At 59.4% G+C, this 18,853-nt stretch carries 19 protein-coding genes; 9 read left to right on the top strand and 10 right to left on the bottom strand.

Annotated features, from left to right (window positions below; translation table 11 throughout):
* Positions 1-185: 185 nt before the first annotated feature.
* Positions 186-584, bottom strand: a complete 399-nt coding sequence (locus AAIH70_RS04055) for a hypothetical protein (protein ID WP_132272853.1) — start codon at positions 582-584, stop codon at positions 186-188.
* A 312-nt stretch (positions 585-896) separates the two neighbouring features.
* Here AAIH70_RS04055 and AAIH70_RS04050 point away from each other — a divergent pair, with 312 nt between their 5' ends.
* Positions 897-1,250 (top strand): HNH endonuclease, encoded by a 354-nt coding sequence (locus AAIH70_RS04050; protein ID WP_132272854.1) that lies wholly within the window; start codon positions 897-899, stop codon positions 1,248-1,250.
* Between the two features lie 83 nt (positions 1,251-1,333).
* On the top strand, positions 1,334-2,290 hold the full coding sequence (gene ubiA, locus AAIH70_RS04045) for a 4-hydroxybenzoate octaprenyltransferase (protein ID WP_132272855.1): 957 nt from the start codon (positions 1,334-1,336) through the stop codon (positions 2,288-2,290).
* A 75-nt stretch (positions 2,291-2,365) separates the two neighbouring features.
* Here the strand turns inward: ubiA and AAIH70_RS04040 are convergent, their stop codons facing one another.
* Positions 2,366-2,932, bottom strand: coding sequence for a DUF6101 family protein (locus AAIH70_RS04040; protein WP_132272856.1), 567 nt, complete (start codon positions 2,930-2,932; stop codon positions 2,366-2,368).
* Between the two features lie 338 nt (positions 2,933-3,270).
* On the opposite strand from AAIH70_RS04040, the gene AAIH70_RS04035 reads away from it, so the two are divergent.
* Positions 3,271-5,640: a DUF1217 domain-containing protein gene (locus tag AAIH70_RS04035; RefSeq protein WP_132272857.1), complete on the top strand. Its 2,370-nt coding sequence runs from the start codon at positions 3,271-3,273 to the stop codon at positions 5,638-5,640.
* A gap of 161 nt (positions 5,641-5,801) precedes the next feature.
* Here AAIH70_RS04035 and AAIH70_RS04030 read toward each other — a convergent pair whose 3' ends face one another.
* Together AAIH70_RS04030 and AAIH70_RS04025 are read right to left on the bottom strand one after the other, a co-directional pair.
* The gene (locus AAIH70_RS04030; protein WP_132272858.1) at positions 5,802-7,232 is read right to left on the bottom strand and encodes an FAD-binding oxidoreductase; all 1,431 of its coding nucleotides are present in this window, start codon (positions 7,230-7,232) and stop codon (positions 5,802-5,804) included.
* Positions 7,233-7,252: 20 nt separating this feature from the next.
* Positions 7,253-8,233, bottom strand: a complete 981-nt coding sequence (locus tag AAIH70_RS04025; RefSeq protein ID WP_132272859.1) for an L-threonylcarbamoyladenylate synthase — start codon at positions 8,231-8,233, stop codon at positions 7,253-7,255.
* 112 nt (positions 8,234-8,345) lie between these two features.
* On the opposite strand from AAIH70_RS04025, the gene AAIH70_RS04020 reads away from it, so the two are divergent.
* Positions 8,346-8,720, top strand: coding sequence for a hypothetical protein (locus AAIH70_RS04020; protein ID WP_430033190.1), 375 nt, complete (start codon positions 8,346-8,348; stop codon positions 8,718-8,720).
* Between the two features lie 37 nt (positions 8,721-8,757).
* Here AAIH70_RS04020 and AAIH70_RS04015 read toward each other — a convergent pair whose 3' ends face one another.
* Entirely contained in the window at positions 8,758-9,306 is a 549-nt protein-coding gene (locus AAIH70_RS04015) for a DUF6656 family protein (RefSeq protein ID WP_132273678.1), read from the bottom strand.
* A gap of 395 nt (positions 9,307-9,701) precedes the next feature.
* Between AAIH70_RS04015 and AAIH70_RS04010 the strand changes: the two genes are divergently transcribed.
* Positions 9,702-10,946 (top strand): aromatic ring-hydroxylating oxygenase subunit alpha, encoded by a 1,245-nt coding sequence (locus AAIH70_RS04010; protein WP_132272861.1) that lies wholly within the window; start codon positions 9,702-9,704, stop codon positions 10,944-10,946.
* A 39-nt stretch (positions 10,947-10,985) separates the two neighbouring features.
* A complete protein-coding gene (locus AAIH70_RS04005; protein WP_132272862.1) occupies positions 10,986-12,077 on the top strand; it encodes a hybrid-cluster NAD(P)-dependent oxidoreductase in 1,092 nt (363 codons plus the stop codon).
* A gap of 155 nt (positions 12,078-12,232) precedes the next feature.
* On the opposite strand, the gene AAIH70_RS04000 is transcribed toward AAIH70_RS04005, so the two are convergent.
* Complete coding sequence (locus tag AAIH70_RS04000) at positions 12,233-13,369, bottom strand: hypothetical protein (protein WP_132272863.1); 1,137 nt, start codon at positions 13,367-13,369, stop codon at positions 12,233-12,235.
* A 250-nt stretch (positions 13,370-13,619) separates the two neighbouring features.
* Here AAIH70_RS04000 and AAIH70_RS03995 point away from each other — a divergent pair, with 250 nt between their 5' ends.
* Positions 13,620-14,105, top strand: a complete 486-nt coding sequence (locus tag AAIH70_RS03995; RefSeq protein ID WP_132272864.1) for a BA14K family protein — start codon at positions 13,620-13,622, stop codon at positions 14,103-14,105.
* Positions 14,106-14,118: 13 nt separating this feature from the next.
* Here the strand turns inward: AAIH70_RS03995 and AAIH70_RS03990 are convergent, their stop codons facing one another.
* A complete protein-coding gene (locus AAIH70_RS03990; RefSeq protein ID WP_165931955.1) occupies positions 14,119-14,394 on the bottom strand; it encodes a hypothetical protein in 276 nt (91 codons plus the stop codon).
* Between AAIH70_RS03990 and AAIH70_RS03985 the strand changes: the two genes are divergently transcribed.
* Entirely contained in the window at positions 14,300-14,833 is a 534-nt protein-coding gene (locus tag AAIH70_RS03985; protein ID WP_165931965.1) for a BA14K family protein, read from the top strand. The genes AAIH70_RS03990 and AAIH70_RS03985 overlap by 95 nt on opposite strands.
* 178 nt (positions 14,834-15,011) lie before the next feature.
* Here AAIH70_RS03985 and AAIH70_RS03980 read toward each other — a convergent pair whose 3' ends face one another.
* The 3 genes from AAIH70_RS03980 to AAIH70_RS03970 all read right to left on the bottom strand — a co-directional run bounded on the left by AAIH70_RS03980 (position 15,012) and on the right by AAIH70_RS03970 (position 17,789).
* Positions 15,012-16,010 carry a transporter gene (locus AAIH70_RS03980; protein WP_132272865.1) on the bottom strand — a complete coding sequence of 333 codons (999 nt, stop codon included), beginning with the start codon at positions 16,008-16,010 and terminating at the stop codon, positions 15,012-15,014.
* A gap of 274 nt (positions 16,011-16,284) precedes the next feature.
* On the bottom strand, positions 16,285-17,214 hold the full coding sequence (locus AAIH70_RS03975; protein ID WP_132272866.1) for a DMT family transporter: 930 nt from the start codon (positions 17,212-17,214) through the stop codon (positions 16,285-16,287).
* Complete coding sequence (locus AAIH70_RS03970) at positions 17,211-17,789, bottom strand: TetR/AcrR family transcriptional regulator (protein WP_132272867.1); 579 nt, start codon at positions 17,787-17,789, stop codon at positions 17,211-17,213. The genes AAIH70_RS03975 and AAIH70_RS03970 overlap by 4 nt, the downstream gene beginning before the upstream one ends.
* A 334-nt stretch (positions 17,790-18,123) precedes the next feature.
* On the opposite strand from AAIH70_RS03970, the gene AAIH70_RS03965 reads away from it, so the two are divergent.
* Positions 18,124-18,792 carry a DUF2161 domain-containing phosphodiesterase gene (locus AAIH70_RS03965; RefSeq protein WP_132273680.1) on the top strand — a complete coding sequence of 223 codons (669 nt, stop codon included), beginning with the start codon at positions 18,124-18,126 and terminating at the stop codon, positions 18,790-18,792.
* Positions 18,793-18,853: the final 61 nt, after the last annotated feature.

The following is an 18,853-nucleotide window of genomic DNA, read 5'->3' as shown; positions in this document are numbered from 1 at the left end:
GCAACCGATATGCAGGCCGCAATGAAGAGGAGTATGCCGAGCATGAGCAAGCTCCAGGGAAATAGCGCGATCGTGAAAGCGACAAGGCTTCCGATAAGGGCGATAAAAGCCACAGCCAGGAATATCCTTGCGACAGTGCTCCGCATTGATCCAATCAATCCGAGAAAAAACGAACGGGCAGAACGTCAGATGGCTGCATCGAATGCATCTGCCTCACTTTGAGTGGCGAAGGTGAATGTGACCAGTTCACTGTCGTCGCCTTGACGGATGCCAATTGCGGTCACAATCAATCGGGCGATCTCATCGCGCGCATCGTTTTCCGACCGAGACGAATTCACCGATTTCTCGATGGCTGCTGCGAATACTTCGCTGATGACCCCGAGGCGCATATTGTGCTTCATGATGATGTCCCGGTCCTCGATGATCGCTGTCTGTTCAGCCTTCGGGATCCCGGCATTGTCCAATGCGGTAATCGTGGCATTCGTCGCGAGCTTGATCGGACCTTCCGCAAGCCAGCGATCAACCATTTGATGGAACTGACGCATACGCGCGGCGGGGATTGTTTTCTGTACAGTGATCGACATCGGGTTCCTTTGTCAGCTTGCATTCATGCCGGCACACGCGTCCCGGGTAAGGGGCCGGCTATGGCAATGACCTTGCGTGAGATGGGTGTATGGGGTCGAGCTGCAGGCTTCAATGTATTTGTGCTGAAGGGCCGCCGTTGCCGAAGGTGGTTTGAAGCGAAAACGGCTATGCAAAGCGGCCTCATGCACCGTTTCTGGTCGAAAGCGCCCAAGCCATTCGGATGAATTCGTGCTATTGCCAAACGCATAATCATGACAGCAGTCGCCCCCGAAAAACATTCTACGGGGCACCGCATCAGGAAAGATCGACCGATGGCCCGCAAGAATAGAGATGAATTCGCTTCATGGGACGAGGCGCAGCCGGAGCCGGTGTTTTGTCCACTCTGCGAGCGAGTCATCCCGGACGAGCAGATGGATGCGCATCATCTGGTGCCCAAGAGCAAGGGCGGCAAACAAACCGTCGCCCTGCACCGTATCTGCCACGACCAGATACATTCGATTTTTACCGATGCCCAACTCGCCAAGAAGTTCTCCACGATCGAGGCCATTCTTGAAGACGCTGCCGTGCAGAAATTCGTGGCCTGGGTAAAAGGCAAGCCGCCGGGTTTTTCCGATTCAGCGAAGGAATCACAGCAATCCAATCGGGGGCGCGGTCGCAAGGCCTGATGATGGCAGTGCACGCTTGTCGGTGAGGTGCAGGCAATTAACGCCCGCTTGACCAAATCTCCGCCGCGGGGCAGAAACCGGGCATGACAAACGCCCCCGATGATACCGGCCGCGTGGCCGATGCGCCTTCCGACAACTGGGTCTACCACGTGCTGCCGCGTGCCGCCTGGCCCTATGCCCAGCTTGCCCGCTGGGACCGGCCGATCGGCTGGCAGCTCCTGATGTGGCCGTGCTTCTGGTCGGTGGCGCTCGCCGCCAATCATGATGCCGCCGATGGCCGGTTTTCACTCGGCTGGGTGCTGATCTATCTCTTCCTGTTCTTCCTCGGTTCGGTCGCCATGCGTGGCGCCGGCTGCACCTATAACGATCTGATCGATCACGATATCGACATGGAAGTGGCGCGCACCCGCTCAAGGCCGTTGCCGTCGGGCCGGGTCAGCCGCACCGAAGCAAAACTGTTTTTAGGCGCGCAGGCGCTGGTCGGCCTTTGGGTCCTGTTGCAGTTCAACCTGTTTTCCATTTTCCTCGGCATCCTGTCGCTGGTCGTGGTGGCGATCTATCCTTTCGCCAAGCGCTTTACCGACTGGCCGCAGTTCTTCCTCGGTCTTGCCTTTTCATGGGGTGCGCTGATGGGCTGGTCGGCGCTTTTTGCCGAAGTGTCCTGGGCTTCCGTCTGGCTCTATCTGGCGGCCGTCACCTGGACGATCGGTTACGACACGATCTACGCCCATCAGGACAAGGAGGACGATGCGCTGGTCGGCGTACGTTCGACCGCGCGGCTGTTTGCCGAAAACACCAAGGCATGGCTGATCGGTCTTTACGGTCTGGCGCTGCTGTTTCTGATTCTGGCTTTTGCGACCGCCGGCGTCGGCTTCCTCGGCTATCTCGGCCTTGCTGTGGCGGCAATCATGTTCGCCTGGCAGATCCTCATTCTCGAAATCGACAATCCGGATCATTGCCTTCGCCTGTTCAAGTCGAACGGCCGTGTCGGCTGTGTGATCTTTATCGCGCTGATGGTATCGCTGGCTTCGTTTTCCTGATTGATTTCAACCGCTGAAACGAACAAGGCCCGGTCTCGCGACCGGGCCTTGTTCGTTTTTGAAACATATTTCGCCTTAACGGCGGGCAATGATTTCCTTGCCTTCGATCTTCATCGCCACACCTAGGCTGCCGGTCGTACGGCGCACCAGGAACCGCGGACGACGGGCGGCAAAGTAGGAATGGCGGCGGCGCTGGGTGGGGGCGCTCTGGCGCACTTCGCCAAGGTGGTTTTCCAGCGGACGGGCAACGCCGTCGGCTTCCACCATCAGCATCGGGATATGGAAGGCTTCGGACCACGAGCGCCAGTCGGCAGCGATGTCGCACAGGTCATGCGCCACCAAAAGCGGCACGCACAGGCTGGCATCTTCGTGATGCAGTTCGAGCGTCACCGTCACTTCGCCATCGCCATGATCGATGGCACGCGCTGCAACACCCTTGAAGGCGCGGGCCGGCAGGGCAAAGGACATCGGCAGGCCGCTCTGGGGCAGGATCTTGCGCAGAACCGCGCCGCGCTCGTCTATCGTGATGGATACATCGCCGTCGGCGCCGCGCAGGCTGTAGCTGATCTGCTGGAGAATACGTGCGGGGTCGAGCCGCAGAGCTGATCCGGCCCATTCGGGCTTCAGAACCGATTGTGTCATTTAATGCACCCTTGTTTTACCTGAGAGCCGTTTCCGACATCTCACCGGGACTTTTGTCCTCTGATGGCCTCAACATAGGCGCGGCCCTTCCAGAACCGCTTAAAAATTGCGGTTAAGAAATCCCTGCCGGTTCAGATGGTTAGCAAATCCGAATCTGTTACGGTTTCGAGAATATGAATATCGCCGGTTCTGTGCGGAGCTGAAACGTTGCGTGCCAAGGCGAAACAGGGACAGGCCCGGACAAGGCTTGGGTGAGAGAATGACGAAAGGAATTCCTTAAGCGGACCTGTGTAAAACATCAGGCAGCGACACCGCGAAGGCATGAAGAGGGCATCCGCATGGTATCGACATATCTCAGCTACGATCTGGTCAACCGCGATCTGTCGGCCAGCCTCAAGCGGGTATCGAACCAGTCTGCCGTCAAGCGCGAAGCCGATTATTACGAAGCCAATATCGGCAAGGTCACCACCGTCGACGAATTCATGGACGATTACAGGCTCTATGCCTACGCCATGAAGGCCTACGGTCTGGAAGACATGACCTACGCCAAGGCGTTCATGAAAAAAATCCTGGATAGCGATCTGTCCGACGATGACAGCTTTGCCAACAAGCTGGCCGATGACCGTTACCGCGATTTTGCCAACGCCTTCAATTTTTCGACGTCCGAAGCGGCGGCGCAGTCCGCGGGCCAGATCGAGAACCTGACCGATCTCTACGGGACGACGATGGCGGAAAAGGAAGCCAGCGTTTCCACCGAAACCGCCTATTTCAACACCATGATGGATCAGGTGGGCAGCGCCGATGCGCTTCTCAACAACGAGCGTCTGCGGTCTTACCTGCTGACGTCCTACGGTCTCGACGAAAAATATTACTCGCGCGCCACCGTCAAGAATGTGCTGTCCAGCGATATCAGCGACCCGGACAGCTATATCAACACCACGATGGGCGTGCAGCGCGATGATCTGAACACCAAAAAGGCCGATGCACAAACCCGTCTCTCTGCCGCCACGACGACCGCTGAGAAAAGCAAGATCCAGACGGAGATCAGTGGTTACCAGGCCTCGCTCGACAAGATCCAGACCTATTACGACATGGCCGATGCGTTCAATTTTGGCACTGACGGCACCATGCCGGAGGAAGGCGCCCAGACGGCCGAGCAGAAGGCGACCATCAACAGTCTTTACCTGAGCAGGCAGGAACGCCTGTCTTCGGCCACGGCGGTTGCCGAGCGCGATTATTTCAATGCGAAAATGGCGACGGTGGATGACGTCAACGACATCCTCACCGACACCCGCATGTATAACTACATCCGTACCGCGTTCGACATGACCGAACTGACGGTCGTGCGCGCCACGGTCGAGCAGATCCTCACCAGCGATCTGGATGATCCGGGCAGTTATGCCAACATCTACGGCAAGACCAATCCGAAGTATCTGGAACTGGCCAATTCGTTCAACTTCAACACCGACGGCACGGTTGCCGCCGGTGAAGCGCAGACCGAGGCACAGGCGACGTCCGTCGCCAACCGCTATTTCAGCCATTACAACGACGATCAGGACGAAGCCGACGAAAAGGCCATCAACCTCTACAAGACGGCAATTGCAGAGGTCGATTCCGTCGCGGAGTTCATGTCCACGGCGGATGTCTACAATTTCGCCCTGAAGGCCGTCGGTCTCGATCCCGATACCGTGTCGAAATCCACCATCAAGCAGGTGCTGACCAGCGATCTGACCGATTCGAAGAGCTATGCCTATAAGCTCAATGACGAACGGTATCTGACGCTGGCGCAGGCCTTCAACTTCACCAAGGATGGCGGCATCACCACCGCGCTTTCGGCGCAGACGGAAGGTACGATCAAGTCCGTCGCCTCTGACTATATCGTCAAGGTGACCCGGTTCATCGACAACGAGAAGAAGATCGGCACTAAGGAAACCGAGGACGACACCGGCAAGAAGGTCAGGGAAAACATCACCGCCCAGAGCAAGGCGAAGGAAGAGGCATCGGTCGAGACGAAATATTATTCGGAAAAGATGCTGAGCATCAAGACCGCGTCTGAGTTCATCGCCGACGATCGCCTCGTCAAGGTTCTGCTGACGGCTTACGACGTCGATCCGGACACGGTCGACGAGGATTTTCTCAAGCAGGTCTTTGCCTCCGATCTCGATGATCCCAAGAGCTTCGTCAACCAGCAGACCAACACGGTATGGGCGGAAATCCTCGGCACCTTCAATTTCGACACGAGCGGCAAGCTTGCCAAGCGCGATGACGGCGCCACAGTCCAGACGCAGGGCAAGATCCTTGCGACCGAGAACCTCTACAACCGCCAGACCCTGGAAGAAGAACAGGGTGAAAACAATAATGGTGTGCGTCTGGCGCTCTATTTCGAGCGCATGTCGAAATCGATCACTAGCGCCTACGACATTCTCGGTGATACGGCCCTTCTGGAATTCTTCCGCACCAGCTTTTCGCTGCCGGAAGAGTTTTCCAACATGGATCTCGACAAGCAGGCCGAGCTTGTGAAGAAATACATGAACCTCGAGGATCTCACCGACCCCGATCTGGTTCAGAAGATGGTCAACAAGTTCACGGCGCTCTACGATCTGGAAAACAGTGATTCCTCATCCTCGGCTCTCAGCATTCTGACCGGCGACAGCAGCAGCGCCGGCATCAGCGCCGACCTGCTTTATTCGATGAGCCAGTATCGCTGATAGCGGTAGCGACAGCGCATCATCTGCCCTTCGCTCCGTTTGGACGGCAGGGCTATCGCAAATGGCTTTGAGGCGGCGCGGCTTGCTCCCTTCGATCTCCCCCACAAGGGGGGGGATCGGCTGGGCGTGCCCTCCGCATTCCATATGCGATTGACTTGGCCTTATCCCTCGATCACCTTGCCGGGGTTCATGATGCCGGCCGGATCGAATGCGTGCTTGATGCGGCGCATCAGGTCCATCTCGATATCGGAGCGGATATGGGCGAGCTCGTCGCGCTTCAGCTGGCCGATGCCGTGTTCGGCGGAAATCGAACCGCCCGCCTTCAGCACGATGCCGTGCACGATCTCGTTCACCTCGCGCCAGCGGCCGATAAACTCCGCCTTGTCGGCACCCACCGGCTGCGAGATGTTGTAATGGATATTGCCGTCGCCCAGATGCCCGAAGGCACAGACACGCGCTCCGGGAATGGCGGCAAGCACCGCTGCTTCGGCCTCCGCCATGAAGGCCGGAATTTTCGACACCGGCACGGAAATGTCGTGCTTGATCGAACCGCCTTCCGGCTTCTGCGCGCCCGACATGCTTTCGCGCATGTGCCACAAAGCCTTTGCCTGCGCGCCCGAAGAAGCGATCACCGCATCCTGCACAAGACCCGCCTCAAACCCCTGTTCCAGCAGCGCCTGCACCATGGTCTCGGCGGTTTCAGCCGAATCCGAGGTGGAAATGTCGATCAGCGCGTACCATGCATGCGGCGTTTCGAGCGGATCGCGCACGCCGTCGATATGTTTTGTCGTGAACTCGACGCCGATGCGCGGCATCAGTTCGAAACCGGTCAGCGCCGGTCCGCACAGGCTCGATGCCTTCTCGAACAGTTTTAGCGCATCCTGCGTGGAATTCAGGCCCGCAAAAGCCACCTGATGGCCGACCGGACGCGGAAACAGTTTGAGCACTGCCCCGGTGATGACGCCGAGCGTGCCTTCCGCGCCGATGAACAGACCGCGCAGGTCGTAGCCGGTATTGTCCTTTTTCAGGCGACGAAGGCCGTCCCAGATTTCGCCGGTCGGCAGCACCACTTCCAGGCCAAGGCAGAGCTGGCGCATATTGCCATAGGCGAGCACCGCGGTGCCGCCGGCATTGGTGGACAGATTGCCGCCGATGCGGCACGAGCCTTCCGACCCGAGCGACAGCGGAAACAGCCGGTTGACCTCTTCGGCGGCGCGCTGCACCTCGGCCAAAATGACGCCGGCATCGCAGACCAGCACGTTCGCCACCGGATCGATATCGCGAATGCGGTTCATGCGCTCCAGCGACAGGATGATATCGGCCTTGCCCGCCCGCGGCGTCTGTCCGCCGACCAGGCCGGTATTACCGGTCTGTGGCACGATCGCCGTGCCGGTTTCGCTGGCGAGCTTCATGATCGCCGAAACTTCCTGCGTCGAGCCGGGTTTCAGCAGCATCGGCGAGGTGCCGCGATAAAGGCCACGATCTTCCGTCAGGCGCGGGGCGAGATCGGCTGCATCGCGCAGCGCATTGTCGGTGCCGACAATGGCGGCAAAACGGTCGAGCAGGGCGGTATCGATCACGGTCGCATCCATCGGCAATCTCCAGAAAAAAACTATTCGCGAGGGGCGGCGGCGCGCACCAGCCGGTCGTTGATCGCTTCGCCCAACCCATGCTGCGGAATGGCGGTGACGGCAATGCGTTCCGCACCGGTGGCGTCGGCTCTTTTCAGATAGTCGAAGAGGTTGGCGGCGGCCTCAGCCAGATCGCCGCTCGGGCTGAGGTCGAACACGGCTTTCGCCTGCTCGATGCCCTCGACCACAACGCCGCCAAACCGGATCAGCACTTCACCAGCCTCGACATGGGTTGCGTCCAGCCGAACGGCAGCGCCCGGTGCATAATGCGAGGCCAGCATGCCCGGCGCCTCAATGATCGCCGCCGGTCCCTCGCGACGCTCGACCGTCAGGCCCGTTGCCGCTTCGATATCCTCGACGGACAACCCGCCCGGCCGCAACAGCCGGATTTTCCCGTCCTCGACACGCAGAATGGTGGATTCGACCCCGACCGGAGCCGAACCGCCATCGATGATCAACGCAAGTTTTTCACCCAGATCGTCTGCCACATGGCGCGCGCTGGTGGGGCTGATCTTTCCCGATGTGTTGGCGCTCGGGGCGGCCAGCGGCCGGTCGAATGCGCGGATGAGATCGGATGTGAAACCCTTGGGCACACGGATACCGACGCTATCCAGACCGGCGGTTGCCAGCGGATGGATTTGGCGGCCTTCTTCCTTCAAGGGCAGGATCAGCGTCAGTGGTCCCGGCCAGAATTTTTCCGCCAGCTTTTTCGAGATCGGATCGAATTCGGCATGGCGTTCTGCCATGGCAAGATCGGCCATATGGCAGATCAGCGGGTTGAAACGCGGCCGGCCCTTGGTCTCGTAGATGCGGGTGATCGCTGTCGGATTGGTGGCATCGGCGGCAAGGCCGTAAACGGTTTCGGTGGGAATGACGACCGGCTGGCCGTCTTTCAGAACGGTCACGGCCGCATGGATTGCCGCCTGTTTCTGCCCGATGCCGTCGATGATCTCAGCTGTCATGCCAGTGCTGTAGCGTGCGGCAGGAGGAGGGGCAATATTTTTTGCGTTTTGCGGCCTGCACAAAAGCACCGAGGCATTGTCGGCGCCAGCTGTTTGATTCAAGCTGCGCGCCATGATCCAATCCCGAGAACCATCAGCCATTCTGTTCTGGACCAGCGAAACCGATCCAGCTTTCGCCGCCCCAGCCGGTGCACCGCGCCTTTCAAATTCTAACCTGCATCACCGCGTGGTCCGCGTTGTTACCCGTAACGATGGGTGGGCACGTATCCGTTTCGGCGACGAAGAATTTGCCATCAAGGAGGAGTGCCTGACCTTCATCGAACCGATGCAGCTTCATGTTGGTGACAGGGTCAAATTTTCTGGAGGCCATGGAGTTATCCGCGACATCATCTGGCATTTCAAGGATGGCGTGCCGAACTACTATCTCGAGCGCGATGGCAAGAAGCTCTCGAAACGGTATCTGACGGCCGATCTTGCCCAGTTTTGACGATGGTCGCGATCAAGCAAGGTGTGGCGTTTTGGCCTTACATCTTCTGCAATATCGCCCGAAACGCATCATCGGGCGCGCCCAGCATCAGCACGTTGCGCAGTGCCTCATGCGGATTTGAGGTCTGGAACAGCACGCCATTGCCGCGGATGCCACGGTTGATGCGCATGCGCTCAGCCCCCGGTTCGCCCTCGATGGCGACGGCAAAGTACATGCGGCGCCGTTCGGCATTGATATGTTCGAAGAACTGCGCTTCCTCGCCGATCTGGGCGAAAAAATTGCAGATATAGAAGGACCAGCTCACCGAACGCCGGGCGATAAACGTGCTGGCCGCCGTCACATGGCAATAACCCAGATGTGGACGTTCCGGAAACGTGCGGTGAAACAGCACTTTGGGGAAATTGATGTCGTGGTGAAAGGCGTTCAGCCGCTCATGGGTGGTTTCGCCGGCCTTTTCCAGCTTGGCACCGGTGCGCTCCGCCACTTCCTCATAGGTGAGGTAACGGCGCTCGGCCGGAAACCAGTCGTCACGATGGCGCGAAATCTTGCCGGTGCGCAAAAATTCCGAATGCGCGGCCGGTTTCATCCGCGGCGCTATCGGGCGCCAGGCGCTGGCATCGTAATATCTCAGCTTCGGTTGTGCTTCCACGACGGTGCCACTCCGTTGGTCGACGCGCAGATTAGCAATTGTTTGTTAACGGGTTCTTTCCGTGGTTTTCATGCCGTTGATAGCCTGTTTGCGCCAAATTCCCGTTACGGCGCGCCGCGCATAATGCCGTAGGCGACTGATATCTAAAGGCAAAAACAAACATGTCGCTTTTGCGTCACTCATTCGTTTTGTCGTCAATGCCGCATATCATGTCGCAATGTCGCTCTGCCGAGGAAACAGAGGCGCGTTATAACGGTTACATGCTTTAGACAAAGCCGGCTTGGGGTGCGGATGGCGCACCCGGTCCAACCCCACGATCTGAGGAGTGGAACATGGATATTCGCAATGACGTTCTGCGACAGCTGAAAAATCATCGTCCGGGTTTCAGCCTGGAACAGCCTTTCTACATCGACAAGGATTATTTCCAGCTCGATATGGAAACCATCTGGTACCGCGACTGGCTGTTCGTCGGCCATGATTGCGAAATCCCCAAGGCCGGCAATTATTTCACGCTGCAGATCGGCGATTATCCGATCGTCATCGTGCGCGGCAAGGACAAGCTGATCCGCGCCTTCCACAATACCTGCCGTCACCGCGGCCACCGCGTCTGCACGCAGGAACGCGGCGCATCGGCCAAGCTCGTCTGTCCCTACCATCAGTGGACCTACGATCTCGATGGTTCGCTGGTGTTTGCCCGCCAGATGGCCGAGGACTTCGACAAGACGCAGTTTTCGATGAAGAGCGTGCATTGCGAAAGCGTTGCCGGTTACGTCTTCATCTGCCTCGCCAACGAGGCGCCGGATTTTGCGCCGGTACGCCAGAAGATCCAACCCTACATGGCGCCGCATCGCCTGTCGGAAGCCAAGGTCGCGCACCAGAACACCATTGTCGAAAAGGGCAACTGGAAGCTCGTCTGGGAAAACAACCGCGAGTGCTATCACTGCGCCGCCAACCACCCGGAACTCTGCCGCACCTATCCGGAAGCGCCTTCCGCCACCGGTGTACAGGGTGCCGCCGATGACCCGGTGATTTCCGAACACTGGGCGCGCTGCGAAGCCGCCGGCCTGCCGAGCGCGTTCGACATGCACCCGGACGGCCAGTTCCGCGTCGCCCGCATGCCGCTGATCGAGGATGCCGAAAGCTATACGATGGACGGCAAGCGCGCCGTGCGCCGTGCGCTGTCGGATGACGTCACGATCTCGCATATCGGCACCATGCTTCTGTTCCATTACCCGACGACATGGAACCACATGCTGGTCGATCACACGATCTCCTTCCGCGTACTGCCGATCAGTGCCGAGGAAACCCAGGTGACGACCAAATGGCTGGTCCACAAGGATGCGGTGGAAGGCGTCGATTACGATATCGAACAGCTCACCCACGTCTGGAACATGACCAACGACCAGGACCGCCAGATCGTCGAGGAAAACGCGTTTGGTATCCGCTCGCCGGCCTATGAACCGGGTCCGTATTCCGAACTGCACGAGGGCGGCGTCATGCAGTTCGTCGAGTGGTACACCAAGTTCATGGTCGACCGTCTTCAGGGCGATCAGGCAAAACTTTCGGCCGTTGCCTGAGACCACGTAATCCTTAGCGCGTAACCTTCAATTCGTGAGATGAACATGGCGGCAGCTTATCCGCACCTCGACGAGATGCAGCCATGGAATGCAAGGCTGCAGCTTCTGGAATGCATCTCCGTCACGCCGGAAACGGCCGACGTGATGACCTTCATCTTCAAACCGGAAAAGCCGGGCTGGTTCCGCTATGTGCCGGGCCAGTTCGTGACGCTGGAACTGCCGGTGGGGCCGAACGGCGTGAAGGAACCGACGATGCGCACCTACACGCTGTCGTCCAGCCCCTCACGTCCCTTCACCGTCGCCGTCACGGTGAAGGCGCAGAAGGACAGTATCGGCACCCGCTGGATGTTCGATAACCTCAAGCCCGGCATGAAAATCCGAGCGCTGGGTCCGCTCGGTGATTTTTCCTACGTCAAACATCCGGCGCAAAAATACCTGTTCATCTCGGCCGGCTCCGGCATCACGCCGATGATGTCGATGACCAGAGATCTGAACGACCGCGCGCCATCCAGCGATGTCGTTTTCATCAACTGCTCGCGCACCCCCGCCGACATCATCTTTCGCCGCGAGCTGGAAGATCTGGCGCGCCACATGCCAAAACTGACGCTCGGGCTGATCGTCGAAAACTCGCCGCGCCATGATGCCTGGGTCGGGTTGCAGGGCATTATCGACCGCGCCAAGATCACCATGTTCGCCTCGGACTTTACCGAGCGCACGGTGTTCTGCTGCGGGCCTGAACCGTTCATGACGGCGGTGCGCGGCCTGCTCGAAAGCCTCGGCTTCGACATGAATAACTACCATCAGGAAAGTTTCGCACCGGCACTTCCCTCCATCGAGGAACTGCCCTCGACGGCGGCCGAAGGCGAAGTGCTCGCCAATGTCGCCTTCACCATGTCGGGCAAGGAATTCCCCTGCCAGCCGGGCCAGACCGTGCTGATGACGGCACGCGCCAATGGCGTGCGCATCGGGGCAGCCTGCGAATCCGGCCTCTGCGGCACCTGCCGCGTGCTGCTGGTGTCGGGTGAGGTGGACATGAACCACAATGGCGGCATTCTCGATGACGAGATCGAGGAAGGCTATATTCTCGCCTGCTGCTCGCGGCCGAAGGGCGATGTGGCGGTGGAGGCCTGAGGGAGCGAGCTGCACACGTCAATTGCGTGGGCGAAAGTCCGGAATTTAGGCTTTGGTCGGGAAATGCTGTCAATGACTGAAGCGGGATCGAGATGAACAAAACACTCGGTCCGCTGCATCTCTGAAATTCAGAAATATGCAGGTTTGGCTGGATTTCAATTTTCCGGAATATATCCCCACGTCGTGGGATCGAGCAGAACTGGATCCAGCCGAATTTCATTCATAGCGATCGGGCGGCGTACCATCTTTGTGACTTCGAAAACCTCTCCACGACCCCAGCCAGACGTGCGGATTTCTTTAAGCGGAATGCCGTCACCAGTCAGGCAATGCCTCAGGCCGGCATCGGCAACGTTGGGCATCCGGTCATACCAAGTGCACGTCTCGCCAAGAAACTGACCACGCTCGTTCATCCTGACCAATCCGCTCCACCCTGCCAGCTTGGGGTACGGGCGTTTCGGATCGAGTTGCGAACGCCGTGCATCAAGTTGGCGTTTTCCAGGAGAAGCGGAATATAAGATCCCTTGGTCAGCAAGTTCATTCCAAACCAACGCACTGACCGAGCCATCTTTTCCGGTGCGTTCTCTATACCACCACGGATAATGCCGCATTAGCCTCAACTTCGCCGTCGGATTTTGCAGTTCGACTTCGAAATCAGCGATCTCTGAAGGGCGTTTGACATCGGCGTGGAGCGGTTTTAGCCATGTCTCTGCATCGAATAAATCAGCAGGCGGCAAGACGGCACTTGTCGACAGGTGTTTTCGATCGAGTTCGACCAAACGTGTCTGGGACATCGGCTGGCCGTTCGAGAGCAAGACGGTGGTTGCAACTTCTATCCCATCGCCAGTCAGGCAGGTGCGCCAGATCGGTCCTGACTTTGATTGTTCCAGCTCGCCGCGAATAAGTTCAAGCCAGCGACAATGCTCGTTGTCGACGGCCTCAACATGGTTCAATTCCCGAGCGTCGGTAAATCCAAAAAAATCTTTCGCGGGATCGGCTTGCGTCACCGACATCCAAGCATTGTCCTCATCATTTTTAGCGGTTCTGAGGACAAGGTTTTTTGAGAAATTTCCGTAGGAAATTACTGATTTTCCCTCGTTTCCTTCTTCTACCCGTGTCCAGCCACCGTGCTGCAAGACCACGCGCTCATTCGTCTTGTCGCGCCCGTAGGTGTGGACCACCTTGAAACGAGCAATATAGTCAGGAACAGTTTTGCGATCGAAGTACGGCACCTCGTTCGCGAGAGCACCCGTTGCCGCAAGCATTGTCAGAAAGATCGATACTCGCCGTAACATCAAGACTTCTCCGCCACATCGCCTACAAGCCAAGTGTTCTTGCACGTTAGGCCAGATAAACCGGAAAAATGATAAATATCCTACCTGCTCATTACTGAGCTCCGAAACGCAGCGCCGGCTGCCGCTCGCCCCCATCCTCACCAAGCCTTTACCAACATTCATCTTTCGTGATGCCGTCTTTGGAACCCCAAGGCGGCATCATGCGTTTCCCCGCCGATAAATTCGATAAAAAGATTTTGAGGAAACATCCATGATGAATATCCGCAAACGCCTCGCGACCGTTGCCGTCGCTTTCACGGTCACGCTTACCGGTCTTGTTCCGGCGCAGGCTTTCCAGATGCCGGCCCCGGTTGCCGCCCAGACCAGCACCGCTGCTCCGGTGACCGACGTCCAGTATCGTCCATGGGAGCGGCGTAACGACCGTCGCTGGGACCGCCGCGACAACCGTCGTTTCGATCGCCGTGCCGAACGCCGTTTCGAGCGTAATGGTTATTACAACGGCCACCGTGGTTTCCGCGAGCGCCGCTCGGGTTATCGTTACCACAATGGTTTCTGGTTCCCGCTGGCCGCATTCGGTGCCGGTGCGATCATCGGCGGTGCCATCAGCCGGCCGAGCGTAAGTTCGTCTTCGGCGCATGTTCGCTGGTGTGCTGATCGTTATCGCAGCTACCGCGCTTCGGATAACACCTATGTGCCGCGTGCCGGCGTTCGCGCGGTGTGCAATTCCCCCTACTGATCACCCCCTCGGGTCAGTAGAAACCATGGCATGATGCCGTGAAAACATGGCCCGGCCGGAGCATGATGTTCCGCCGGGTCGTCTCGTTGAACGGGCAGTTCCACGGCAGGCGTTTCGTTAATGCGCGGTTCAGGCGGTAACGTACAAATTCCGCGGCGATGAATTTTCGATCAATCAGTCGGTGGAGATATCCCATGACCATGCTGATGAAGACTGTTTCGATTTTCGGTGTGGCTGCGGCCATGCTGGCCACCTCGGTTGCGCCGGGTGCTGCGGCGATGCCGATCATGCCTGCTGCCCCCGCCGTGAAAGCCGCGCCCGTCGAGAGCGGCAATGTGGTGCAGGTGCAATACTGGCGCGACCGTGGCGGTTATCGCGACGGTTGGTATGGCGGCCATCGCGGTTACCGCGAATACCGCCCGCGTCACCGGTATCACGACGGCTACTGGTATCCGCTGGCCGCCTTCGGCGCCGGCGCGATCATCGGCGGTGCTCTGGCTGCCCCGACCTATGAAGAGCCGCGTTACGTCGAGCCGGTCCCGCAATATTACGAGCCTGCGCCACGTTACGTTGCGCCGCCGCCGCGCCGTTACGCGGCCCCTGCCGGTGATATCAACCCGCAGCATCACGACTGGTGCCTGGCGCGTTATCGTTCCTACGATATCTACTCCAACACTTTTCAGCCGAACTACGGCCCGCGCAAGCAGTGCTATTCGCCGTATTTTTGAGCGTGCCTCTTGCGATCTCCCCCTTGAGGGGGAGATGCCCGGCAGGGCAGAGGGGGGGCTCCGCACGCTCCTTCTGCAATTGATTTGATGCACCGTTGCCCACCCCCCTCGTCCTTCGGACCTATCGTGACATCTCCCCCTCAAGGGGGGAGATTTTAGGGAGACCGTCGCGCACTCCTCACAAGATCCGCGCCCGCCTCAGCACCCACCACGCAATGGCAATCGACAGCGCGATAAAGATCACCGCAAACGTGGTGCCGGTCTCGCCATGTTCGAACGGCATGCCTGACGTGTTCATGCCGAAAAAGCCGGTCACCAGCGAAGGTGGCAGCAGAAACGCCGTCATCAGCGACAGGATGTAGAGGTGGCGGTTGGTTTCGGACGACTGTTTGGAATCGATTTCCTCATGCAGCAGCCGGGCGCGATCCTGCAACGCGTAGACGTCGTGATCCACCGCTTCCAGCCGGCCGGTCAGCCGTGACGCGACATCATCGAAACCGAGCGGCATGTCGTCATCGTCGGCCGCGGCCGCGCGGCGCATCAGGGCGAGAACGGTGCGCAAATGCCGGTGCAGACGCACGACGGTGCGGCGAACGGGAGCAAGCCTGCGGCGCTCGTCACGCGGCGCGTTGTCGTAGACAAAATCCTCGATCTGGTTCAGCTCTTCCGTCAGTTCCAGCACCAGCGTGATCAGCGTGCGCTGGAATTCGGCGACGATGGTTTCAAAAACGTCGATCGGCCGGCGGTAACGCCCCGCGTTCTTTTCGACGGCAGCGCGCACGCGGTCGATCGAGCGCAACGGCTGCAGCCGGGTGGTGATGATCAGCTTTTCGGTGACGGCGAAATGCAGCCAGCCGATATCGCGGGTTTCGCTGTCGAACTCGCGCTGAAAATCCACTAGCGTGCCGTAGACCATCTGCTCGTCCAGCGTGATCGAGGCATGCGTGTCATGGGTGGTGAGTGCGGCCACCACATCCTGCGGCAGGTTTTGAAACCCGTCGAGAAAGGCCGGCACGCGCTGGTCGGCAAGGTTGAGATGCAGCCACAGGAAACCGCCGTCTTCCACGCCAAGGTCAGCGCGCGTCGCCTCGGTCGGCAGCCGCGTGCAGGGCGCCTTGTCGGCATGAAAACGATAGGCCCAGACGAGGCCGGGAATGGCGGGGTTGAGAAGCGTCATGGGCAGTGTCCGGGCTGTGGGAGGCGCACTGCCTGTTAGACGCTGTTCGTGACATCTGTTGCAACAGGTTTTTGTGGAGGGCTGTTTCAGAGAGTGCTGGAGGATGCGAAGGGTACTACGAGCATCTTCTCCCCGCTGGGGAGAAGTGCCGGAGCGTCAGCGAGGCGATGAGGGGGCTTCCACGGTAACACTTTGCGATGTGGCTTCGGTCCCCCTCATCCGACCCTTCGGGCCACCTTCTCCCCGATGGGGAGAAGGTAATTGGTGCCCGCCGCTAAGCCGCTGCCCTTGATCTGAGCCGCGAAAACTTCACCGGTGCCGTGATCACCACAAGGCAGAAAATGATCAGCGTCACGCCCAGCCAGCCCAGCGCCGGCAGGCGTTCGCCGAGAATGATCACCGCCAACATCGCCGCCACCACCGGTTCCAAAAGCGTAATGGTCGTCGCCATGCTGGCCGGAATGCGGGCAAGGCCCATGCCGAACGCGATATAGCCCAGAAACATCGGCACGGTCGCCATGTAGAGGCCGACGGCCGCATTGTTCCAGCTGTCGAGGAATGCGCTGCCGGTGACGAGCAGAACCGGCATCAGCAGCAGCCCGCCGACGCCAAAAGTGGCGCCCATCGCCGCCGAGGACCGGATGACGCGCAACATCAGTCCACGCGCCGTGTAGGAATACAGCGCATAGGTGAGGCCGCCGATGAGGCCGAGCGCGATGCCGATTATGGTGGCATTGCCGGTGACGATGGTTTCGGCATGCGAGCCTTCCGCGACACACAAAAGCACCATGCCCAAAAGCCCGATCAGCGCTCCAGCAAGCCAGCGTTTCGACAGTTGCGCGCCATCAAAAACCTTTTCGATCAGCGCCGAGAGGAGCGGTGCCGAGCCGATGGTGACCACCGTGCCGATGGTGACGCCGGCCAGCCGCATCGAGCCGTAAAAGGCGAGCGGATAGATCGCCACCGCCACGCCGCCGGCCACAAGCAGCAGCCAGTAACGTCTGAGGTCCGCCATCGCCCGACCGATGGATTTCAGCGCGATGGCCGCCTGCAAAAGCCCGCCGATGCCCATGGCCGCTGCCCCGATTGCCGCCGCACTGACGCCGGGTGCAAAGGCCGCCGCCGTGCCGGTCGTGCCCCACACGAGCGAGGCAAACAGCACGCCGGCGACGCCGATGCGGAATTCTTGTGTCTTGGTGGTCATAGTCTGTCCAGCATGTCGGAGGTCATGGTGCGGGCTTCGAGAACGAGAGCGCTATTGCCCTCCAGCCCGGCGCGGGTGATGGCTCCTTCGAGAAGAAAGGCCAGCTGGCGGGCCAGCATCTTGGCTCGCTCCGCATCACCGTTCAGAAGTTCGCCGAGATGGTTGGCGATAAGTCCCTCCACCTCTTCCTTGTGACGACGCACGGCATCGCGGCCGATATCGCCAACCGTCAGTTCGGCGGCGGCATTCAGCAGCCCGCAGCCGCGAAATCCGTGCTCATAAGCGAACTCGGCATGGTCCTGATAGGCATCGAACACCGCCAGCACCTTGTCCTTTGGCGTGACGGCGGTGGCGACGCGGCGTTCGTAAAACGCCAGCAGTTCGGCATGGCGTATGGTCAGATAGGCGTGCACCAGATCCGCCTTGGAGTCGAAATTGTTGTAGAGGCTTTTTTTGGCCACGCCGGCGCGGGCGATGATCGCGTCTATGCCGGTGCCGGCGATGCCGTTTTCATAAAACAGCACGGCAGCGGCTTTCAGCAGTTTTTCGCGGGCCGTTTCGGCAGGGTAGGGCATGGCGGTTCCATTGGTGGGGTGCTCGTGGGGTGAGGGTGCCGTTCAGCCGATCTCCCCCCTTGAGGGGGAGATGCCCGGCAGGGCAGAGGGGGGTGTCTCTGGCGCAAATACCGCTTGTTCCGTCTTTTCCGCGCCGTCGCTCACCCCCCTCTGTCACTATCGTGACATCTCCCCCACAAGGGGGGAGATCAAAGGGAGCTTGTCGCACCATCCCAATTCCATCCGCCTCTCTCATTAGGTAGCCAGACCGGTCTACCTACTTGCGCGACGAAAATCAACCACCCGCCAGAATCATGTTATGCGGAGCAAAACGACAAAACCTCGTCAGGCCCGTATGGAAACCGCGCTCTACCTCCCCGTCAAAACCTTTCTCGAAGCCGCCGGTTACACGGTGAAGGGCGAGATCGGCGGCTGCGATCTGGTAGGCTTGAGCGACAGTGATCCGACGGTGGTGGTGATCTGCGAGCTGAAACTCACCTTCAATCTCGAACTCATCCTGCAGGCGGTGGATCGCGCAGCAGTGTCGGATGAAGTGTGGATCGCCGCCCGCGTTTCGGCCAAGGGCAGGGGCCGCGAGAGCGACAAGCGTTACCGCGACCTCTGCCGCCGGCTTGGCATCGGCATGCTCGGTGTGTCGGACAAGGGAGAGGTCAGCGTGCTGGTTTCCTCCGTGTCGCCTATGCCGCGCACCAACCCGAAACGCCGCACGAAACTGGTAAAGGAACACCGCAAAAGGGTGGGCGATCCGGCGCTTGGCGGCTCGACAAAAGTGCCGATCATGACCGCCTATCGCCAGCAGGCGCTCGCCATCGCCGCAGCCCTTGCCGAAGGGCCGTTGCGGCCGCGAGACCTGAAGGACACCGCCACGACGGCCGGCGCCATCCTACGCAACAATTATTACGGCTGGTTCGACAAGGTGGAAAAGGGTGTCTATGCGCTCAGCGATGCCGGCCGCGCGGCCATCGAAACCCGCGCAATCGATAGTTCGACAGTCAGGGACTGATAACCACAAGATCAGCGGCCTCGTTGCCGCGCCTCTCCATCCATGCTTAACGCGAACCGCG

The sequence above is a fragment of the Neorhizobium sp. BT27B genome (genome assembly GCF_050455485.1).
Lineage (GTDB): Bacteria > Pseudomonadota > Alphaproteobacteria > Rhizobiales > Rhizobiaceae > Neorhizobium.
The sequence above is the reverse complement of the archived record's forward strand: the minus strand, read 5'-3'. Positions and strand labels throughout refer to the sequence as shown.

Coding starts and splice junctions, on each gene's coding strand:
- AAIH70_RS04055 (WP_132272853.1), bottom strand. CDS start 584: ATGTCGATCACTGTACAGAAAACAATCCCCGCCGCGCGTATGCGTCAG.
- AAIH70_RS04050 (WP_132272854.1), top strand. CDS start 897: ATGGCCCGCAAGAATAGAGATGAATTCGCTTCATGGGACGAGGCGCAG.
- ubiA (WP_132272855.1), top strand. CDS start 1,334: ATGACAAACGCCCCCGATGATACCGGCCGCGTGGCCGATGCGCCTTCC.
- AAIH70_RS04040 (WP_132272856.1), bottom strand. CDS start 2,932: ATGACACAATCGGTTCTGAAGCCCGAATGGGCCGGATCAGCTCTGCGG.
- AAIH70_RS04035 (WP_132272857.1), top strand. CDS start 3,271: ATGGTATCGACATATCTCAGCTACGATCTGGTCAACCGCGATCTGTCG.
- AAIH70_RS04030 (WP_132272858.1), bottom strand. CDS start 7,232: ATGGATGCGACCGTGATCGATACCGCCCTGCTCGACCGTTTTGCCGCC.
- AAIH70_RS04025 (WP_132272859.1), bottom strand. CDS start 8,233: ATGACAGCTGAGATCATCGACGGCATCGGGCAGAAACAGGCGGCAATC.
- AAIH70_RS04020 (WP_430033190.1), top strand. CDS start 8,346: ATGATCCAATCCCGAGAACCATCAGCCATTCTGTTCTGGACCAGCGAA.
- AAIH70_RS04015 (WP_132273678.1), bottom strand. CDS start 9,306: ATGAAACCGGCCGCGCATTCGGAATTTTTGCGCACCGGCAAGATTTCG.
- AAIH70_RS04010 (WP_132272861.1), top strand. CDS start 9,702: ATGGATATTCGCAATGACGTTCTGCGACAGCTGAAAAATCATCGTCCG.
- AAIH70_RS04005 (WP_132272862.1), top strand. CDS start 10,986: ATGAACATGGCGGCAGCTTATCCGCACCTCGACGAGATGCAGCCATGG.
- AAIH70_RS04000 (WP_132272863.1), bottom strand. CDS start 13,369: ATGTTACGGCGAGTATCGATCTTTCTGACAATGCTTGCGGCAACGGGT.
- AAIH70_RS03995 (WP_132272864.1), top strand. CDS start 13,620: ATGATGAATATCCGCAAACGCCTCGCGACCGTTGCCGTCGCTTTCACG.
- AAIH70_RS03985 (WP_165931965.1), top strand. CDS start 14,300: ATGACCATGCTGATGAAGACTGTTTCGATTTTCGGTGTGGCTGCGGCC.
- AAIH70_RS03990 (WP_165931955.1), bottom strand. CDS start 14,394: ATGATCGGCATCGCCGCAGCACCCGGCGCAACCGAGGTGGCCAGCATG.
- AAIH70_RS03980 (WP_132272865.1), bottom strand. CDS start 16,010: ATGACGCTTCTCAACCCCGCCATTCCCGGCCTCGTCTGGGCCTATCGT.
- AAIH70_RS03975 (WP_132272866.1), bottom strand. CDS start 17,214: ATGACCACCAAGACACAAGAATTCCGCATCGGCGTCGCCGGCGTGCTG.
- AAIH70_RS03970 (WP_132272867.1), bottom strand. CDS start 17,789: ATGCCCTACCCTGCCGAAACGGCCCGCGAAAAACTGCTGAAAGCCGCT.
- AAIH70_RS03965 (WP_132273680.1), top strand. CDS start 18,124: ATGGAAACCGCGCTCTACCTCCCCGTCAAAACCTTTCTCGAAGCCGCC.